Genomic DNA, 18,541 nt, shown 5'->3' with positions numbered 1-18,541 from the left:
CGCGGGCCACCCGGCGGTGTCGCGCGAACTCGCTCCGTGATCGCCCCAGGTCACTGTTTGCGCCTGTTTTCGATCATGGGAGAACGGCTGTGCGGAGGCTTCCGGGGCGGGTGCCGAGGGATAGGGTGGAGGCTTCCCGCGACCCGCCCCGGAGGTGCCTGCCCGGTGTCCGACAGCTTTGTCCACCTGCACAATCACACCCAGTTCTCGCTTCTCGACGGCGCGCAGAAGCTGCCCATCCTCTTCAAGAAGATCGAGGAGGAGGGGATGCCGGCCGTGGCCATGTCGGACCACGGCAACATGTTCGGCGCGTACGAGTTCTTCCAGGTGGCGAAGAGGGGCCCGGTCAAGCCGATCATCGGCATCGAGGCCTATGTGGCGCCGTCCTCGCGGCGCAACCGCAAGCCGGAGTTCTGGGGCCCCGGCGGGCAGCGGGCCGTCTCGGACGACGGCGAGGGCAGCAAGGACGTCAGCGGCGGCGGCCGCTTCACCCATATGACGATGTGGGCCGAGCACGCGCAGGGGCTGCGGAACCTCTTCCGGCTCTCCTCGCTCGCGAGCTTCGAGGGCTTCTACGGAAAGCCCCGTATGGACCGCGAACTGATCTCCCAGCACGCCGCGGGGATCATCGCGACGACGGGCTGCCCCTCGGGCGAGATCCAGACCCGCATCCGGCTCGGCCAGTTCGACGCGGCCCTCCAGGCGGCCTCCGACTTCCAGGACATGTTCGGGCGGGAGAACTACTTCCTGGAGCTGATGGACCACGGCCTGGACCTCGAGCGCAATGTCCGCGAGGACCTGCTCAAGATCGCCAAGCAGCTGAACATCCCGCTGCTGGCGACCAACGACTCGCACTACGTGCACGAGAGCGAGGCCGACTCGCACGACACGCTGCTGTGCGTCGGCGTCGGCAAGAACAAGGACGACCCGGGCCGTTTCCGGTTCAACGGCACCGGCTACTACATCAAGACCGCGGCCGAGATGCGGGACCTGTTCTCCGAGCTGCCCGAGGCGTGCGACAACACGCTGCTGATCGCCGAGCGCATCCAGGACTACGACGAGGTCTTCGCCGAGGTCAACCAGATGCCGCAGTTCGTGGTGCCCGAGGGCGAGGACCAGGAGTCGTGGCTGCGCAAGGAGTGCATGCGCGGCCTGGCGATGCGGTACGGCGACCCCATCCCGGACGCCGTCATGGAGCGCTTCGAGACCGAGATGAAGATCATCGGTCCGATGGGGTTCTCCAGCTACTTCCTCGTGGTCGCCGACATCTGCAAGTACGCCCGTGACAACGACGTGCCCGTCGGCCCCGGCCGTGGCTCCGCGACCGGCTCCATCGTCGCGTACGCCACCCGCATCACCGAGCTGTGCCCGCTGGAGCACGGCCTGCTGTTCGAGCGGTTCCTCAACCCCGAGCGCATCAACCCGCCCGACGTCGACCTCGACTTCGACGACCGCCAGCGCGACCGGATGGTGCGCTACGTCACCGAGAAGTACGGGGAGGAGTACACCGCCCAGGTCAACACGTTCGGCACCATCAAGGCCAAGGCCGCGGTCAAGGACTCCTCCCGGGTCCTGGGCTACCCCTTCGCGATGGGCGACCGTATCACCAAGGCGATGCCCGCCGACGTGATGGGCAAGGGCGTCCCGCTCTCCGGCATGTTCGACCCCTCGCACCCCCGCTACGGCGAGGCGGGCGAGATCCGGCAGATGTACGACAACGAGCCGGACGTCAAGCGCGTCATCGACACCGCGAAGGGCATCGAGGGCCTGGTCCGCGGCACCGGTGTGCACGCGGCCGCGGTGATCCTCTCCAAGACCCCCCTGCTGGACCTGATCCCGATGCACCGCCGGGACAAGGACGGCGTGATCATCACCGGCTTCGACTACCCCAGTTGCGAGAACATGGGGCTGGTCAAGATGGACTTCCTGGGTCTTCGGAACCTGGGCATCATCCATCACGCCCTGAAGATCGTGAAGGAGAACCGGGGGGTGGACATCAAGTCCGAGACCATCCCGCTGGACGACAAAACCACGTACGAACTGCTGGCGCGCGGCGACACCCTGGGCGTCTTCCAGCTCGACGGCGGCGCCATGCGCGCCCTGCTCAAGCTGATGGAACCGACCCGGTTCGAGGACATCGCCGCCGTCCTCGCCCTGTACCGGCCCGGCCCGATGGCCGCCAACGCGCACACCAACTACGCGCACCGCAAGAACGGCCGCCAGGAGATCGAGCCGATCCACCCCGAGCTGCGCGAGGCGCTCGACCCGATCCTGGGCACCACGTTCCACCTGCTCGTGTACCAGGAGCAGATCATGGCCATCGCCCGGGAACTGGCCGGCTACAGCCTCGGCGGCGCCGACCTGCTGCGCCGGGCGATGGGCAAGAAGAAGCCCGAGGTGCTGGCGGCCGAGTGGGAGAAGTTCCACGGCGGCATGCAGACCAACGGCTACAGCGAGGAGTCCATCAAGGCGCTGTGGGACGTCATGCTCCCGTTCTCCGGCTACGCCTTCAACAAGTCGCACACCGCCGGCTACGGGCTGGTCTCGTACTGGACCGCCTACCTCAAGGCGAACTACCCCGCCGAGTACATGGCCGCGCTGCTCACCTCGGTGGACGACGACAAGGACAAGGCCGCCATCTACCTGGCCGACGCCCGCAAGATGGGGGTCCGCGTGCTGCCCCCGGACGTGAACGAGTCCACCGCCGACTTCACCGCCGTCGGCGACGACGTCCGGTTCGGCCTGAAGTCCGTGCGCAACGTGGGCACGAACGTCATCGAGTCGCTGGTCGCCTCCCGCAAGTCCAAGGGGAAGTACGTGGCGTTCAGCGACTTCCTCGACAAGGCGGAGATCGCCACCCTCAACAAGCGGGCCGTGGAATCCCTGATCAAGGCCGGCGCCTTCGACTCGCTCGGACACACCCGCAAGGGCCTGTCCGCGGTCCACGAGGACGCCATCGACGCGATCATCCCGGTCAAGAAGGCCGAGGCGTACGGGCAGGACGACCTCTTCGGCGCCCTCGACAGCGGGGACGACGCGGGCGGCGGCTTCGGCCTGGACTTCAAGATCGGCGACGACGAGTGGCCGCGCAAGCAGCTGCTGTCGACCGAGCGCGAGATGCTGGGGCTGTACGTCTCGGCGCACCCGCTGGACGGGGCCGAGCACATCCTCGCCCGCAACCGCGACACCTCCATCGCCGATCTGATCGCCTCCGGGCAGACCCAGGGCGTGGTGAAGCTCGCGGGGCTGATCACCACCGTCGAGCGGCGGATGACGAAGCAGGGCAACGCGTGGGCGATCGTGCACCTCGCCGACCGTGACGCCAACATGGAGATCTGCTTCTTCCCCGCCTCCTACCAGCTCGTGCAGCACGCGCTGATCCCGGACACCGTGGTCGCGGTGACCGGCCGGATCAACGACCGCGACGGAACGATCAACATCGCCGGCCAGGAACTGATGGAGCTGGACATCTCGTCCGCCGAGTACGGCGGCAAGCCTCCCGTCCAGCTGTTCATGCGGGCCCACAAGCTCAACCAGCCGGTGATCAACGAGCTCAAGCGCATCCTGCGCGCCCACCCGGGCGAAAGCCCGGTGCGCATGCGGGTCCGCGGGCCGGAGACGACCACCGTCTTCGAGCTGGGGTTCCTGGTGAACCACGAGACCATCGCCTCCGACATCAAGGGCTCCTTCGGCGCCGAGAGCTGGCTGGGCGTGGCGTGACCGATCTCCACATCCGCGCGGCGGGCCCCTCGGACATCGCGGCCGTACTCGGCTTCTGGCAGGTGGCGGCCGAGGGCGCCAGCATCAGCGACGACGAGCGGGGGGTGGCCCGGCTGATCGCCCGGGACCCGGAGGCGCTGCTCCTGGCGGAACGCGACGGCGTGCTCCTGGGATCGGTGATCTCCGGATTCGACGGCTGGCGGTGCCACGTGTACCGGCTGGCCGTCCACCCGGGCGCCCGGCGGCAGGGGATCGGCGCGGCGCTGCTGCGGGCGACCGAGGAGCGGTTCGCGGCGCTGGGCGGGCGGCGGTCGGACGCGATGGTCCTGCAGCGCAACGAAGTGGCGCACCACGCCTGGAAGGCGGCCGGCTACGGCCCCGAGGAACAGTGGCGGCGCTGGACCAAGCCCTTGCGGTAGCCGGCGGCCGACGGGATCCGCCAGGGCCCACTTGCCGCTACTAGCGGATCGGCGCTAGCTTGTAGGTATGGCCAAGACCCAGTTGAACGTGCGGGTGGAAGAGTCCACCGCCGAAACGGCCCGGGACCGGGCTTCGCGCCGGGGCATCAGCGTGAACCGGTACATCGAAGAGCTCGTCCAGCAGGACGCGGGTGAACGCGGGCGCACCTTCGTCGAAGCCGCCGCCGACTTCATGAAGAGCTACGAGTCGGTGTTCGCGGAGGAGTTCGGCACGGAGCACGAAGGCAGCCGTTGAGTCTGCGTATCGACCTGGCCTGGCTGCTCATGGTCGCCGAGCACAACACCCCCGGCGACCCGCAGGTCACCGACTGGGGCGCGCTGCTCGCGGCGGTGAGCCGGCACCAGGCGGAGATCTTCGGCACCCCCGTCTACCCGGACCCGCACGACCGCGCCGCCGCGCTGCTGCAGATCCTCGTGCACGTGCCCGCCCTGGAGCGGTCCAACGCGATGTTCGCCTCGGCGGTCGCGTACGCCTACCTCGTCGCCAGCGGGCTGAAGGTCACCACCTCACCGGAACAGGTCCGCGACCTGGCCCGGCTGGTCAAGGACGGCTCGGCGGGCGTCGGCCGGATCGCGCAGGAACTGCGCGGCTGGGACGTCGGCGGCGGCACACCGCCGGACAGGCATCAGGAGGACGACACGGCCTAGCCGCGTCCTTCGGTCCGGGCGAACTCCTCGGCGTCCCATACGCCGCCGAGCTGCGGGGCCAGCCAGCCCGGTGCGGCGCCGCGGAACTGTTCCGGGGAGAGCGCGCCCGCGCCGGCCGGGAGCACACCGAGCAGTGGCACGCCCGCCGACGCCGGGAGATCGGTGAGGTTGCAGCGGGCCGCCAGGTCCGGTTCGGCCGGCCAGCTGCCGATGATGACCCCGGCACACCGCAGGTCGCGCGCGGCCAGTGCCTCCGTGGTGAGCGCGGCCGCGTTGAGCGTACCGAGGCCGGCGGGCACCACCACCAGGACGGCGGCGCCCAGCAGCTTGACCGCGTCGGCCAGCGTCGAGCCGTCGTCGTCGAACCGCACCAGCAGCCCGCCCGCGCCCTCGATCAGCACCACGTCGTGCACGGCCGACAGCTTCGCTGCCGCCTCGGCGATCTCGGCCGGACGCACCGGGTGCAGACCCGCCCGGCGCGCCGCGGTCGCGGGGGCCAACGGCTCGGGGTAGCGGGCGAGTTCGACCGCGGTGACCCCGCCGGCCAGCCGCGCCACCTCGGCCGCGTCCCCCGGCTCGCCCTCCGCCACGCCCGTCTGGGCGGGCTTGAGAACGGCGACGCTCAGGCCCTGTGCCAGCGCCGCGGCGGCGACCGCAGCGGTCACCACGGTCTTCCCGATCTCCGTGCCCGTCCCCGTGACCGCCAGTACCGCCATGTGACCGCTTCCTCCTCGTTGTCGGTGCCGGACGGCGCGCCGACCGCTCCGCGCCGTCCGCCCCCGGTTGTCAGCCCGCGCGTACGGCCGCCACGACCGCCGCGCAGATCCGCGCCACGTCCTCGTCCCCGGTGACGTAGGGCGGCATGGTGTACACCAGATCACGGAACGGCCGGAGCCACACACCCGCCCCCACCGCTGCCCGGGTGGCCGCGGCCATGTCGACCTGGTGGTCGAGCTGGACGACGCCGACCGCCCCCAGCACCCGTACGTCCCGCACGCCCGGCAGGGCGGCGGCGGGCGCCAGTCCGTCGAGCAGGCCGGCCTCGATGCGTTTGACCTCACCGGCCCAGTCCTGCGACAGCAGCAGGTCGATCGAGGCGCAGGCGACGGACGCGGCGAGCGGATTGCCCATGAACGTCGGACCGTGGGCCAGCACCGGGACCTCGCCCTGCGAGATGCCGTCGGCGACCGCGCTGGTGCACAGCGTCGCCGCCATGGTCAGATAACCGCCGGTCAGGGCCTTGCCCAGACACATCACGTCCGGGGAGACACCGGCGTGCTCCGCCGCGAAGAGGGCGCCGGTACGGCCGAAACCGGTGGCGATCTCGTCGAAGATCAGCAGCACGCCGTGCTCGTCGCACGCCTCGCGCAGCACCCGCAGATAGGCGGGGGAGTGGAAGGCCATCCCGCCGGCGCCCTGCACCACCGGTTCGACGATCACCGCCGCGAGCTCGTCGGCGTGCCGGCCGATCAGCTCGCGCAGGTGGGCCGCGTAACCCGGGTCGGGCTCCGCGTCGAACCCGGGCGGCGGCACGTCGGCGAAGATCTGGCGGGGGAGCGCCCCCGACCACAGGTCGTGCATCCCGCCGTCCGGGTCGCACACCGACATCGGCTGCCAGGTGTCCCCGTGGTAGCCGCCGCGCCAGGTCAGCAACCGCTGTTTGGCCGGCCGGCCGAGCGAACGCCAGTACTGCAGGCACATCTTGATCGCGACCTCGACCGACACCGAACCCGAGTCGGTGAGGAAGACATGGCGCAGCGGCTCGGGCGTGATCTCCACCAGCCGGGCGGCGAGCCGTACGGCGGGCTCATGGGTGAGTCCGCCGAACATCACATGGCTGAAGCGGTCGAGCTGGCCGCGCGCGGCCTCGTTGAGGACCGGGTGGTTGTAGCCGTGGATCGCGGCCCACCAGGACGACATGCCGTCGACCAGCTCGGTCCTGCCCTCGGCCGGGGCGGCCAGCCGCAGCCGGACCCCGGACGCCGACTCGACGATCAGCGGCTCCTGGCGGCCGGGCATCGGCCCGTACGGATGCCAGACGTGCTGCCGGTCCAGGGCCAGCAGCACGTCGGGCGCCAGCGCGTCAGGGGCGGGTGGCGCGGCATGCGGCTCAGGCATTGGGCGGCAGGTCCGTTCCCGCTCCGCGCCGGCGCACGGCGACGAGCCCGGCGCGCGCGGCACCCGCCGGAACGGGCTCCTGCTCCGGCGACCCGGCGGGCTCGGCCACCGGCTCGGGTGCGCTCCGCTCCGCGCCGCCGCAGGGGCCGCAGCCGCCGCCGTCGGCGTGCGAACCGCAGCCCGCGTCCTGGCTCTGCGCACCGCAGCCGCCGCTCTCGTCGTGCGAGCCGCAGCCGCCGCCCGCGTGCGCCACGTCCGCGCGGTGCTGGGGGAGCGTGACCGTGCCCGCGCCCTCCACCTCGAAGCCGGCGTCCGCGATCATGTCGAGGTCGGTCTGGCCGGCCTGGCCCTCGCTGGTCAGATAGTCGCCCAGGAAGATCGAGTTGACCAGGTGCAGCGCGAGGGGCTGCAGGGAGCGCAGGTGCACCTCGCGGCCGCCGGCGAGGCGGACCTCCACGTCGGGGCAGACGAAGCGCACCATCGCCAGGATCCGCAGGGCGCGCTGCGGGGTGAGGTTCCACTCCTCGGCCAGCGGGGTGCCCTCGAACGGGATGAGGAAGTTGACCGGAACCGAGTCGGGGTCCAGCTCGCGCAGCGCGAACACGACGTCCACGAGGTCGGCGTCGGACTCGCCCATGCCCGCGATCAGACCGGAGCACGCCGACAGCCCGGCCGCCTGCGCCTGCTGCACGGTGTCCACGCGGTCGGCATAGGTGTGGGTGGTGGTGATGTCCCCGTACGTGGCCTCGGAGGTGTTGAGATTGTGGTTGTACGCGTCCGCGCCGGCCTCGCGCAGCCGGTCCGCCTGCCCTGCCGAGAGCAGACCCAGGCACGCACAGACCTCGATGCCCTCGTTCTGCTCCTTGATCGCCTCGATCGTCTGGGAGACCCGGTCCACATCGCGGTCCGTGGGACCGCGCCCGCTGGCGACCAGGCACACCCGCTTGGCGCCGCCGGCGACACCGGCCGTCGCGGCGGCGGCCGCCTCGTGCGGCTTGAGCCAGGTGTACTTCAGGATCCCGGCCGTGGAGCCGAGCCGCTGCGAGCAGTACGAGCAGTCCTCGGGGCACAGCCCGGACTTGAGGTTGACCAGGTAGTTGAGCTTCACACGGCGCCCGAACCACTGGCGCCGCACCTTGCCGGCCGCGGTCACCACATCGAGCAGGTCATCGTCGGAGGTCGCCAGTACGGCAAGCGCCTCATCCCGGGTGGGCAGCTCTCGGCGCAGCCCCTTGTCCACCAGCGTGTTCAGCAGATCCATAGGGGCGATCCTGGCCCACTGAGGGGCCGGGAGCCAATGATGGACCGCACAACAGGGGTGCCGATAGGTGTGTGTATCGCCACACCCTGTTCCGGCGGCCCGGCCAGTACGTTGCTGACAGGCCCGACCGGCCGCCCCACCGCATCGCCGGACACCCCGGCCGACCTGCCCCGCCGACCCCAGGGACCCCGATGAGCCGCGACCCGTTCGACTGGATCGACGCCCACGCAGCACGGCGCCGCGAGGGCGGCCTCGTCCGCACCCTGCGACCGCGGCAGGCGGAGTCGGCGCTGCTGGACCTGGCGGGCAACGACTACCTCGGGCTGACCCGGCATCCGCGGGTCACCCGGGCCGGGGCCGACGCGTGCCTGCTCTGGGGCGCGGGCTCCACGGGCTCCCGGCTGGTCACCGGCACCACCGAACTGCACGTGGAACTGGAGGCGGAACTCGCCGCGTTCTGCGGGTTCGAGGCCGCCCTGGTCTTCGCCTCCGGCTACGCCGCGAACCTGGCCGCCGTGACCGCGCTGACCGGCCCCGGCACGCTCATCGTCTCCGACAGCTCCAACCACGCCTCGCTCATCGACGGCTGCCGGCTGTCGCGCGCCGACACCGAGGTCGTCGCGCACCGCGACACCGAGGCGGTGCGCAAGGCGCTGGCCGCGCACGCGGGGCCCGCCGTGGTCGTCTCCGACTCGGTCTTCTCCGTCGACGGCGACGCGGCCCCACTGACCGGACTGTCCGCGGCCTGCCGCGAGCACGGCGCGGCGCTGCTGGTGGACGACGCCCACGGCCTGGGCGTCCTGGGCGACGGCGGGCGCGGCGCGGCCTGGGCCGCGGGCCTGGCCGGCGCGCCGGGCGTGATCGTGACCGCCACGCTGTCGAAGTCGCTCGGCAGCCAGGGCGGGGTGGTGCTCGGTCCGGCCCGGGTCATCGAGCACCTGGTGAACGCCGCCCGCACCTTCATCTTCGACACCGGGCTCGCCCCCGCCGCCGCGGGCGCGGCGCTGGGCGCGCTGCGCCTGCTGCGCGCGGAGCCGGAGCGTGCGGAGCGGGCCCGCGCGGTGGCACTGCAGCTGTACGACCGGCTGACCGCGGCAGGGCTGCGCTCGGCGCGGCCTGACGCCTGTGTCGTCTCGGTGCGTGCGCCGTCGGCCGGGGAGGCGCTGCAGTGGGCGGCGGACTGCAGGACCGCGGGGCTGGCGGTGGGGTGCTTCCGGCCGCCGTCGGTGCCGGACGGGATCTCCCGGCTGCGGCTGACCGCTCGCGGCGATCTGACGGATCAGCAGATCGCCGCGGCGGTCGAGGTGATCGTGCGCACGGCGCCGCGGGACTCAGATCGGTCCGGCGAACTCACCCGCGCGTAGCGCTCGTACGAAGGTGTCCCAGGCGGTCGGCGCGAACAGCAGCGCCGCCCCCCGGGGGTTCTTGGAGTCGCGCACGGCCAGCAGTCCACAGGACAACTCGGCCGTTTCCACGCAATTGTTGGCGGCGGTGCTGTAGGTGCTGCGCTGCCACCGGGTCGCGGAAAGAGCTGTACTGGAAGAAACGTACCGAGGCAGTACCGGCATTTGGTGCCTCCTTACGCGCCTCAGCTGTTTCCGGATCCCATCCCGGAGCCGTTCCCGGAGCTGATGCCGGAAATGAACGCCAATGAGTCGTCGTACGTCAGGGCGTGAGAGCACAATCGGTCGAACGCGGCGCTGTAGGCCCTGAGGTCATCTTGTCGATCCACATAGAGACTACTCGTCAAATGGTCGATAACAACAACGTCTAGATCAGCAATGAGCGGAAATGAGAAGATTACGAAAGATCCGGTAACTCCTATGTGCCCGCCCGCCGTGAAGGGAAGAACCTGCAGCCGTATCCCCGGCAGCGCGGCGGCTTCCGCGAGGTGCCGCAACTGCGCCCCCATGACTTCCGCTCCGCCCACACCGCGCCGCAGCACCGCCTCGTCGAGGAGAGCGTGCAGTTCCAGCGGGGGATTCCCCTCCAGCACCGCCTGCCGGGCCATCCGCACCTCGACCAGGGCGTCCACCTGGCGTGTGTCGAGTTCCGGGAGGACCGACCGGGTGAGTGCGCGGGCGTACGCCGGGATCTGCAGCAGGCCGGGCACCACGCTGTTCTCCATGGTGCGCGCACGGCAAGCACCGGTTTCCAGACTGATGAAGTCGCGGTACTCCGGGGGCAGGACGTCGCGGAAGTCGTGCCACCAGCCGCGCTGGTTGCCCTTACCGGCCAAAGTGGCCAACGGGTCGCGCAGTTCGCGGTCCCGCACCCCGTAGATGTCCAGCAGGCAGGCCACGTCCTCCGGTCGCGCGCCGCTGCGACCGGTCTCGATACGGCTCACCTTCGACTGGTGCCAGCCGGCTCTGCGGGCAGCGTCACCGCTCGTCATCCCGGCCAGATCTCGTTGCCGGCGGAGTTCCGCCCCGAGCTTTCGACGTCGTACCGCGGGAACCTGTTGCATCACGCGCCGCTCCTCCCGAAAGAATTTTTCAGACCGTCACCAGTGCGACAGTCTGCGCCCGAATAGGCTCTCGCGTAGCAGAGTTCACCGCTTTGAGCGACAGATATATGCATATCGCTGTGGATCGGCCGCAATAGCGGCACCATAGGTGGCACTCTGGCGCGAAGTAGTCGTCCGCGGCTCCCTGCGGGCGGAACCGCACGACGGAGTCTCGGGGCACGGCGGGAAAGGGACAGCGTCGCCATGGCAGACCTCCAGGAAGCATCCGTCACCCTGCCGAGCGACCCCGCCTCGGTCACCACCGCGCGCCGGTACGTGTGCGGGCTGCTGGGGGAGTGGGGGATGCCCGAGGACGCGCCGGCCGCGGACGCGGTGCGGCTGATCGTCTCCGAACTCGCCACCAATGCCGTGCTGCACACGCTCGGCCAGTCACCGACCTTCACCGTCGAGGTCCGGTTGGAGCGGGCCGAGCGCCTGCGGATCGGGGTCACCGACAGTCATCCGCGCTGGCCCCAGCGGCTCCCGGCCGCCGTCCAGCAGGACAACGGGCGCGGCATGGTCATCATCCGCCACCTCACCGCGGAATCCGGCGGGCGGCTCTCGGTGACCCCCACGCCCGACGGCGGCAAGACCGTCTGGATCATGCTCCCTTGGGCCGTGCCGGTGGCGTGACCCGCGGGCCTGCCGTCGGGAGCGTCAGCCGTCGTCCGCGGGCCAGGATCGCCTCCGCGCCCACCGGGAGGTACCCGGCGGCCGGAAAGGCGCGCACGAGGTTCATGCCTGTGCCGCTCGAGCCGCCTGATCCGCCTCGGCGCGTTCGGGGGCGCTGCGCTCGACGCAGAACTCGTTGCCCTCCGGGTCGGCCATGTACACCCACCCCGTGCCGTCCGGCCTGCGCTGGTCGCTGACCATCGTGGCACCCAGCCCCGTCAGCCGCTCGACCGTCTCGTCGCGGGTGCCGGTGGGCGGCTGGATGTCGAGGTGCACCCGGTTCTTGGCCGTCTTTCCCTCGGGAACCCGGACGAACAGGAGACCGGGGACGCCCGGTTGGCCCGGGTCGATGAAGACCTCGGAATCGGCCGGGTCGGAGTCCTCCAGCGCGTAGCCGGTGACCTCGGCCCAGAACTCCGCGAGGCGGTACGGGCCGGCGGCGTCGAAGGTGATGTGCCGGACGGGGTTGAGATAGGTCATACGTGTCTTCCGATCGGTGGGTTGGCCCGTGAACGGCGTCAACATAGCCGTCCGGTGGTCTCCCCTGCCGGGAATATTCACCGCCGTTCCCTCACCCCTGCGGTCGCGGGGCCCGGACCTCCGGGCCCCGCGACCGCGTCAGCGGACCCGGCCGTACCAGACGCTGCCGGTCCAGATCTTCTCCAGCCGGACCCGGGTGCCGGTCTTGGGAGCGTGCCAGATCTTGCCGCTGCCGGCGTAGATGCCGACGTGGTAGACGCTGCCGCCGGTGTGGAAGAACACCAGGTCGCCGGCCCGGCGGCTCGAAGCCCCGATGTGCGTGGTGCTGTTGTACTGCGCGCCGGTGGTTCTTGGCAGCTTCTTGCCGGCCTTGTCGAACGAATACAAGGTGAGTCCGGAGCAGTCGAAGCGGTACGGCCCCGCCGCGCCCCACTGGTACGGCGAGCCCTTCTTCGAGGCGGCGACGCGCAGCGCCTGGGCGGAGGCGGTGGCCGCGTCCGCGTGCGTGGCCGTGGTCGGCAGCAGAGCGGGGACCGCGACAGCCGCGGCCGTGAGGACCGAAGCGGCTCCCATTCGGGACAGACGTGTGGTCAGGCCGATGGTGGCCATGCGTAACCCTTCGTCGTCCGCTTGCGAAGGATGACCTGTCGGGTTCGGGCAGGCGAAGAATCCCGGCCGCTGACGCGGCTTCACCCCAAGGGGACGGCCTGGATACCGATGGCCGGCCCCGTCGTGCCTGGGTCCTCCGTTCCTGCCGTTGCTGTGTCGACCGGGCATCCGGGCGGCGGCAGGATTGGGCGTCCGCTCGGACCGCCCCACCACGGTGGCGGGGTCTTGTCGTCCAAGGGAGCATGACTCACGAAAGCGCTGTAAACACGGCACAAACTGCCTTATGTGATCTTCCTCACCAATCACCTATCCGGGTGTCGGGATCGCCGGCCGCCGTGCTGCGTCGTTCGCGCGCAAGCCGGTTGACCTGGGCGGGAACGCCGACCGCGGCGGGCCGTGTCCGCAAGTCGGCGCCGCGACAACCACCCGTCACGCGCAAGGGTGACTACTCCGAACGTGCGGCCGGATGTCGCGCCGGGAGGTCGTCAGGGCTCCGGCGGTGGCGGAACGGCCACCAGGGACGCCCGCCGTTCGCCGTCCAGGACGCGCAGCGCCCTTCCCAACGTGCCCGTGTGGACCTCGGTCTCGCCGCGGGCGTGCATCACCGCCAGCGCCTCGCGCAGCGCCGTGGCCCTGCCGACGAGCGCCTGGGCGGCGCGCAGCGCGCCGTAGGTGTCGCGGGAACGGGACGGGTTGATCCGTCCCAGCAGGTCCACGATCTCCAGATAGCGGTCGACCAGTTCGCCTTCGGAGCGCGTCAGGGCCGGCAGCGCGGGCAGTTCCGGCACCACCGGTGTCACCGGATGCCGTGCGAGGTGGAGTTGCTCTTGCGGCTGAGGGTGACCCGGTCCACGATCCCGTACTCCACTGCCTGGGTGGCGTTGAGGATCTTGTCGCGCTCGATGTCGGCGCTGACGCGCTCCGGCTCCCGGCCGGTGTGGCGCACCAGCAGCTCCTCCAACTTCTCCCGCGTGCGCAGCAGTTCGAGGGCCTGCAGCTCCAGGTCCGCGATGGTGCCCTGGACCGCCTGCCCGAAGGACGGCTGGTGGATGAGGACCCGCGCGCCGGGAGTGATCATGCGCTTGCCCGGGGTGCCGGCGGCGAGCAGCACGGCGGCGGCCGAGGCCGCCTGGCCGATGCAGACGGTGGACACGTCGCAGGTGACGAACTGCATCGTGTCGTAGATCGCGGTCATGGCCGTGAACGAGCCGCCCGGGGAGTTGATGTACAGCGAGATGTCCTGGCCCGGCGCCGAGCTCTCCAGGTGGATGAACTGCGCCATGACGTCGTTGGCGGAGGTGTCGTCGATCTGCGTCCCGAGGATGACGACGCGCTCCTGCAGCAGTTTGGAGTACGGGTCCATGGAGCGGGTCCCGGTGCTGGTGCGTTCGGTGAACTCGGGCAGGACGTAGCGGGCGGTGGGTCGGAACATGGCGGCACCTCCACGTAAAAAATGTACAGGACGTACATCTCGATATGATGGGGAGCATGGCCCATGAAGTCCCGGTGACACAAGCGCGTGCGGAGCTCGCGGAACTGATCAACCGCGTTGTCTACGGCGGTGAACAGGTGGTGCTGACGCGCCACGGCAAGCCGCTCGTTGCCCTGGTCTCCGCCGCTGACCTGCAGCGACTGCGCGATCTTGATGCGGCGACCGAGGAGCCGGTGATCAGCACGGTCTCCTCGTTCGGCTCCGGGGCGTCCGCCACGGGCGAACGCCGCCGCTTCGGCATCGCCGCCGAACACCGCGGCCCGGACGCCGGGGATCGGCGTCCGGGCCGCGAGTGAGACGGTCGGAGGGGTGGTCGTGCGGTCAGGGCGTGCGGGGCGGTCGGAGCGTCAGAAGGTGAGCTTCCAGCTGTTGATGTAGCCGGTGTCGGCGCTGGCCACGTCCTGGACCTTCAGCTTCCAGACGCCGTTGGCGACCTCGCTGGAGGCGTTGGCGGTGTAGGTGGCGATGACGTTGTCCGCGGAGTCCGACCCGCTGGAGTTCTTCAGCCGGTAGGTGCTGCCGTCGGGGGCGACCAGGTCGATGACCAGGTCACCGCGGTAGGTGTGGACGATGTTGACGCCCACCTGCAGGGCGCTGGGCGCGTTGCCCGCGATGCCGCTGACGGTGACCGACGAGGTGACCGCCGCGCCGGCGTCCGGGATGGTGACGTCCGCGGTGTTCTCGAAGACCGTGCCGGTCGGCGGGGTCGTGGTCCCGGTGCTCAGGTTCCAGATCGCGTACGCGATCGAGTCACTGCCGTTGTCCAGCGCGGTGTCGTTGATGTTGGCGGAGGTGTCGCACGAGCGGTGGTAGCAGGCATCGAACGCCTGGCCCGCGGTGCCGCCCCACTTCTGCGCCTGCGCGGCGGTCTTGGTGTAGTCCGCGCCGCTGAAGAGCCCGCCGACCGGCACACCCGCGCTCTTGAAGGGAGCGTGGTCGGACCGGCCGTCGCCCTCGGTCTCGATCTCGGTCGGTATCCCCTTCGTGGCGAAGAAGTCCTTGAAGACCTTCTCGAGCGCCGCGTTGTCGTCGTAGACGAAGTACCCGGGGTTGGGCGAGCCGATCATGTCGAAGTTGAGATAGGCGTCGATCTTCGAGCGCTCGGTGGACGGCAGGTTGTTGACGTAGTACTTGGAGCCGATCATCCCCAGCTCCTCGGCGCCGAACCAGCCGAACCGCAGGTGCTTGGTGGGCTGCAGGCCGGCACGCGAGACGGCGAGGGCGACCTCCAGGGTGCCGGCGGTGCCCGACCCGTTGTCGTTGATGCCGGGCCCCGCGGTGACGGAGTCCAGATGCGCGCCGCTCATCACCACGTGGTTGGCGTCGCCGCCCGGCCAGTCGGCTATCAGGTTGTAGCCGGTGGCACCGCTGGAGGTGAACTGCTGGATGGTCGTGGTGTAGCCGGCCGCGTCCAGCTTGCCCTTGACGTAGTCGAGGGAGGCCTTGTAGCCGGGGCGTCCGTGGGCGCGGTTGCCGCTGTTGGCGGTGGCGATGGACTGCAGTTGGGACAGATGCGCCTTGACGTTGGCGACCGGGATGTCCGGTGCGGCGACGGCGGTGGCGGCCGGGGCCGCGGCGGTGGCCGCGGGCGACGCGCCGACGAGGGCCGCCGACAGGGCGGCCGCCGCACCGATGGCGGTCAGGGCATGGCGCAGCGTCAGTCTTGTGGACACGTGGTGCTCCGTTTTCCGTGGTGGGGGCGCGGAACGAACGAGGCACGCCGCGGCGTCGACCACGGCGCGCAGGAGCGTCTTCTGGCCAGAAGTCTCTTTGATGCGGACATGATGATCCGGCCGTCCCGGACGAGGCGTCAAGGGCGATAACCGGACAGGAAGTTCCGGTGAACGGACGAAGCCAGGCAAAGGCGATGCAAAGGACCCGCAAAGACGGTGCTGGACCCGGGCGGTCGCGGCCCGCCGGACGGGTGTCGCCGCGGCGACCGGAGTCACTGCGCGTAACGTGGGTTAACGCGGGTGTAACGCCGCCGAACTAACGTTCCGCACCCGATCGTCTGTGAGGTGTGGCCGTGCAACTGACCCCCCATGAGCAGGAACGCCTGCTCATCCACGTCGCCGCCGACGTGGCGGACCGGCGCCGCGCGCGCGGTCTGCGGCTGAACCACCCCGAGGCCGTCGCGCTGATCACCGCGCACATCCTCGAGGGCGCCCGCGACGGCCGTACCGTCGCCGAGCTGATGGCCTCGGGCCGGGCGGTGCTGGGCCGGGCCGACGTCATGGACGGCATCCCCGAGATGATCCCGGACGTGCAGGTCGAGGCCACGTTCCCGGACGGGACCAAGCTCGTCACCGTGCACGACCCGATCATCTGACGAGGAGGTGCCACCGATGATCCCCGGAGAGATCCTTCCCGCGGACGGGCCCGTACCGCTCAACGCGGGCAAGCCCGTCACCCGGCTGACGGTGCTCAACGCCGCCGACCGCCCGATCCAGGTCGGCTCCCACTACCACTTCGCCGAGAGTAACCCCGGTCTGGACTTCGACCGCGCGGCCGCCCACGGCCTGCGGCTGTCCATCGCCGCGGGCACCGCCGTGCGCTTCGAGCCCGGTATCCCGGTCGCGGTGGAACTGGTCCCCATCGGCGGTGACCGCATCGTCGCCGGACTGCGCGGCGAGACCGCGGGAGCCCTCGATGGCTGAACTCACCCGCGCCGTATACGCCGACCTGTTCGGCCCGACGGCCGGCGACCGGATCCGGCTCGCCGACACCGACCTGCTGATCGAGATCGAGCGCGACCTGTCCGGCGGGCCGGCCGGCTCCGGCGACGAAGCGGTCTTCGGCGGCGGCAAGGTGATCCGCGAGTCCATGGGCCAGTCCCGGGCGACCCGCGCGGAAGGCACTCCCGACACCGTCATCACCGGCGCGGTCGTGCTGGACCACTGGGGCATCGTCAAGGCGGACATCGGCATCAGGGACGGCCGGATCGCCGCGATCGGCAAGGCGGGGAACCCCGAGACGATGGACGGCGTGCACCCGGACCTCGTCATCGGCCCCGAGACGGAGATCATCGCGGGCAACGGCAGGATCCTCACCGCCGGAGCGGTCGACGCGCACGTCCACTTCATCTCGCCGACCCTCGTCGACCAGGCCCTGTCCACCGGTGTGACGACCCTCGTCGGCGGCGGCACCGGCCCCGCGGAGGGCACCAAGGCCACCACCGTCACCCCCGGGCCCTGGCACCTGGCCCGGATGTTCGCGGCGCTGGAGGCCTACCCGGTCAACATCGGGCTGCTCGGCAAGGGCAACACCGTCTCCTCCGAGGCGATGTACAGCCAACTGCGCGGCGGCGCCGTGGGGTTCAAGATCCACGAGGACTGGGGGGCGACCCCGGCCGCCATCGACGCCTGCCTGACGGTCTGCGACGCCACCGGCGCGCAACTCGCCATCCACACCGACACCCTGAACGAGGCCGGCTTCGTCGAGGACACCCTGGCCGCCATCGCCGGACGCGGCATCCACACGTACCACACCGAAGGCGCGGGCGGCGGGCACGCTCCCGACATCATCACCGTCGTCTCCCAGCCCAACGTCCTGCCGTCCTCGACCAATCCCACCCGCCCGCACACCATCAACACCGTCGACGAGCACCTCGACATGCTGATGGTCTGCCACCACCTGAACCCGGCCGTCCCCGAGGACCTCGCCTTCGCCGAATCGCGCATCAGGCCCTCCACCATCGCCGCCGAGGACTTCCTGCACGACCTCGGCGCCATCAGCATCATCAGCTCCGACTCCCAGGCCATGGGCCGGATCGGCGAGGTCGTGCTGCGCACCTGGCAGACCGCGCACGTGATGAAGAAGCGCCGCGGATCGCTGCCCGGGGACGGACGCGCGGACAACCACCGGGCTCGTCGCTATGTCGCCAAATACACCATCAACCCGGCGGTCGCGCAGGGTCTGGACCAGGAGATCGGCTCGGTCGAGACCGGAAAGCTCGCCGACCTCGTCCTGTGGGAACCGGCGTTCTTCGGCGTCAAGCCGCTGCTCGTGATCAAGGGCGGTCAGATCGCCTACGCGCAGATGGGCGACGCCAACGCCTCCATCCCCACCCCGCAACCGGTGCTGCCCCGCCCCATGTTCGGCGCCGTCGGACGCGCCCCGGCCGCCAACTCCTTCAACTTCACCACGCGGATCGCGCTCGACGACGGCCTTCCCGACCGCCTCGGCCTGGGCAAACGCTTCCTGCCGATCCGCAGCACCCGGGCGCTGACCAAGGCCGACATGCGGGAGAACGACGCCCTGCCACGCGTCGAGGTCGACCCCGACACCTTCACCGTGCGCATCGACGGCGAGGTCGTCGAACCGGCCCCCGCGGCCATCCTGCCCATGGCCCAGCGCTACTTCCTCTTCTGATGACGCCGAGCGCCACAGGGAGCACCACGGCCGCCCGGGCCGCGCTGCTGATGCTCGCCGACGGGCGGTTCCCGGCGGGCGGCCACGCCCACTCCGGGGGTGGTGAGGCGGCGGTCACGGCCGGCCTCATCCATGACCCGGCCACCCTCGCCGCCTTCTGCCGGGGCCGGCTGCACACCACGGGA

The 18,541-nt window shown here is 70.7% G+C and carries 20 protein-coding genes and 1 pseudogene; 11 read left to right on the top strand and 10 right to left on the bottom strand.

What is annotated here, in order from left to right; genetic code table 11:
- The first annotated feature begins 165 nt into the window (after positions 1 to 165).
- From dnaE to O3X23_RS38710, 4 genes are all read left to right on the top strand, one after another.
- Positions 166 to 3,720: a DNA polymerase III subunit alpha gene (gene dnaE, locus O3X23_RS38725; protein ID WP_269278318.1), complete on the top strand. Its 3,555-nt coding sequence runs from the start codon at positions 166 to 168 to the stop codon at positions 3,718 to 3,720.
- Entirely contained in the window at positions 3,717 to 4,139 is a 423-nt protein-coding gene (locus O3X23_RS38720) for a GNAT family N-acetyltransferase (protein WP_269278316.1), read from the top strand. Before dnaE ends, O3X23_RS38720 begins: the two co-directional genes overlap by 4 nt.
- Positions 4,140 to 4,206: 67 nt before the next feature.
- Positions 4,207 to 4,434 carry an antitoxin gene (locus O3X23_RS38715; RefSeq protein WP_250974330.1) on the top strand — a complete coding sequence of 76 codons (228 nt, stop codon included), beginning with the start codon at positions 4,207 to 4,209 and terminating at the stop codon, positions 4,432 to 4,434.
- The gene (locus tag O3X23_RS38710; protein WP_269278313.1) at positions 4,431 to 4,847 is read left to right on the top strand and encodes a fic family toxin-antitoxin system, toxin component; all 417 of its coding nucleotides are present in this window, start codon (positions 4,431 to 4,433) and stop codon (positions 4,845 to 4,847) included. Before O3X23_RS38715 ends, O3X23_RS38710 begins: the two co-directional genes overlap by 4 nt.
- On the opposite strand, the gene bioD is transcribed toward O3X23_RS38710, so the two are convergent.
- The 3 genes from bioD to bioB form a co-directional block, all read right to left on the bottom strand.
- Positions 4,844 to 5,563, bottom strand: a complete 720-nt coding sequence (gene bioD / locus O3X23_RS38705; protein ID WP_269278310.1) for a dethiobiotin synthase — start codon at positions 5,561 to 5,563, stop codon at positions 4,844 to 4,846. The two genes, O3X23_RS38710 and bioD, sit on opposite strands and share 4 nt — an antisense overlap.
- A 70-nt stretch (positions 5,564 to 5,633) precedes the next feature.
- Entirely contained in the window at positions 5,634 to 6,965 is a 1,332-nt protein-coding gene (locus O3X23_RS38700; RefSeq protein ID WP_269278308.1) for an adenosylmethionine--8-amino-7-oxononanoate transaminase, read from the bottom strand.
- Positions 6,958 to 8,226, bottom strand: a complete 1,269-nt coding sequence (gene bioB / locus O3X23_RS38695) for a biotin synthase BioB (protein ID WP_269278306.1) — start codon at positions 8,224 to 8,226, stop codon at positions 6,958 to 6,960. The genes O3X23_RS38700 and bioB overlap by 8 nt, the downstream gene beginning before the upstream one ends.
- A gap of 191 nt (positions 8,227 to 8,417) precedes the next feature.
- Here bioB and O3X23_RS38690 point away from each other — a divergent pair, with 191 nt between their 5' ends.
- On the top strand, positions 8,418 to 9,590 hold the full coding sequence (locus O3X23_RS38690; RefSeq protein ID WP_269278304.1) for an 8-amino-7-oxononanoate synthase: 1,173 nt from the start codon (positions 8,418 to 8,420) through the stop codon (positions 9,588 to 9,590).
- Here O3X23_RS38690 and O3X23_RS38685 read toward each other — a convergent pair.
- The gene (locus O3X23_RS38685; protein ID WP_269278302.1) at positions 9,558 to 9,794 is read right to left on the bottom strand and encodes a DUF397 domain-containing protein; all 237 of its coding nucleotides are present in this window, start codon (positions 9,792 to 9,794) and stop codon (positions 9,558 to 9,560) included. The two genes, O3X23_RS38690 and O3X23_RS38685, sit on opposite strands and share 33 nt — an antisense overlap.
- A gap of 20 nt (positions 9,795 to 9,814) precedes the next feature.
- Positions 9,815 to 10,693: a helix-turn-helix domain-containing protein gene (locus O3X23_RS38680; RefSeq protein WP_269278347.1), complete on the bottom strand. Its 879-nt coding sequence runs from the start codon at positions 10,691 to 10,693 to the stop codon at positions 9,815 to 9,817.
- A gap of 243 nt (positions 10,694 to 10,936) precedes the next feature.
- On the opposite strand from O3X23_RS38680, the gene O3X23_RS38675 reads away from it, so the two are divergent.
- Positions 10,937 to 11,365, top strand: a complete 429-nt coding sequence (locus O3X23_RS38675) for an ATP-binding protein (protein ID WP_269278299.1) — start codon at positions 10,937 to 10,939, stop codon at positions 11,363 to 11,365.
- Positions 11,366 to 11,467: 102 nt separating this feature from the next.
- On the opposite strand, the gene O3X23_RS38670 is transcribed toward O3X23_RS38675, so the two are convergent.
- The 4 genes from O3X23_RS38670 to O3X23_RS38655 all read right to left on the bottom strand — a co-directional run bounded on the left by O3X23_RS38670 (position 11,468) and on the right by O3X23_RS38655 (position 13,925).
- The gene (locus tag O3X23_RS38670) at positions 11,468 to 11,884 is read right to left on the bottom strand and encodes a VOC family protein (RefSeq protein WP_269278297.1); all 417 of its coding nucleotides are present in this window, start codon (positions 11,882 to 11,884) and stop codon (positions 11,468 to 11,470) included.
- Between the two features lie 138 nt (positions 11,885 to 12,022).
- A complete protein-coding gene (locus O3X23_RS38665; RefSeq protein ID WP_269278294.1) occupies positions 12,023 to 12,493 on the bottom strand; it encodes a C40 family peptidase in 471 nt (156 codons plus the stop codon).
- 485 nt (positions 12,494 to 12,978) lie between these two features.
- Entirely contained in the window at positions 12,979 to 13,284 is a 306-nt protein-coding gene (locus O3X23_RS38660; RefSeq protein ID WP_269278292.1) for a hypothetical protein, read from the bottom strand.
- 5 nt (positions 13,285 to 13,289) lie between these two features.
- Positions 13,290 to 13,925, bottom strand: a complete 636-nt coding sequence (locus O3X23_RS38655) for an ATP-dependent Clp protease proteolytic subunit (protein ID WP_269278290.1) — start codon at positions 13,923 to 13,925, stop codon at positions 13,290 to 13,292.
- 56 nt (positions 13,926 to 13,981) lie between these two features.
- Between O3X23_RS38655 and O3X23_RS38650 the strand changes: the two genes are divergently transcribed.
- Positions 13,982 to 14,281, top strand: coding sequence for a type II toxin-antitoxin system Phd/YefM family antitoxin (locus O3X23_RS38650; protein WP_269278288.1), 300 nt, complete (start codon positions 13,982 to 13,984; stop codon positions 14,279 to 14,281).
- Positions 14,282 to 14,332: 51 nt separating this feature from the next.
- Here the strand turns inward: O3X23_RS38650 and O3X23_RS38645 are convergent, their stop codons facing one another.
- Complete coding sequence (locus O3X23_RS38645; protein ID WP_269278345.1) at positions 14,333 to 15,640, bottom strand: M28 family metallopeptidase; 1,308 nt, start codon at positions 15,638 to 15,640, stop codon at positions 14,333 to 14,335.
- 371 nt (positions 15,641 to 16,011) lie between these two features.
- Between O3X23_RS38645 and O3X23_RS38640 the strand changes: the two genes are divergently transcribed.
- The 4 genes and pseudogenes from O3X23_RS38640 to O3X23_RS38625 all read left to right on the top strand — a co-directional run.
- Complete coding sequence (locus O3X23_RS38640) at positions 16,012 to 16,314, top strand: urease subunit gamma (RefSeq protein ID WP_269278287.1); 303 nt, start codon at positions 16,012 to 16,014, stop codon at positions 16,312 to 16,314.
- A gap of 16 nt (positions 16,315 to 16,330) precedes the next feature.
- Positions 16,331 to 16,642 (top strand): urease subunit beta, encoded by a 312-nt coding sequence (locus O3X23_RS38635; RefSeq protein WP_269278284.1) that lies wholly within the window; start codon positions 16,331 to 16,333, stop codon positions 16,640 to 16,642.
- Positions 16,635 to 18,356, top strand: coding sequence for an urease subunit alpha (locus O3X23_RS38630; protein ID WP_269278282.1), 1,722 nt, complete (start codon positions 16,635 to 16,637; stop codon positions 18,354 to 18,356). Before O3X23_RS38635 ends, O3X23_RS38630 begins: the two co-directional genes overlap by 8 nt.
- Positions 18,356 to 18,541, top strand: a pseudogene (locus tag O3X23_RS38625) (urease accessory protein UreF); the annotation flags it as partial. The gene O3X23_RS38630 and the pseudogene O3X23_RS38625, both read left to right, overlap by 1 nt.

It is taken from the genome of Streptomyces sp. H39-S7, from assembly GCF_027158205.1.
Classification (GTDB): Bacteria; Actinomycetota; Actinomycetes; order Streptomycetales; family Streptomycetaceae; genus Actinacidiphila.
Note: the sequence above shows the minus strand (reverse complement) of the source record. Positions and strands in the feature narration are given on the sequence as shown.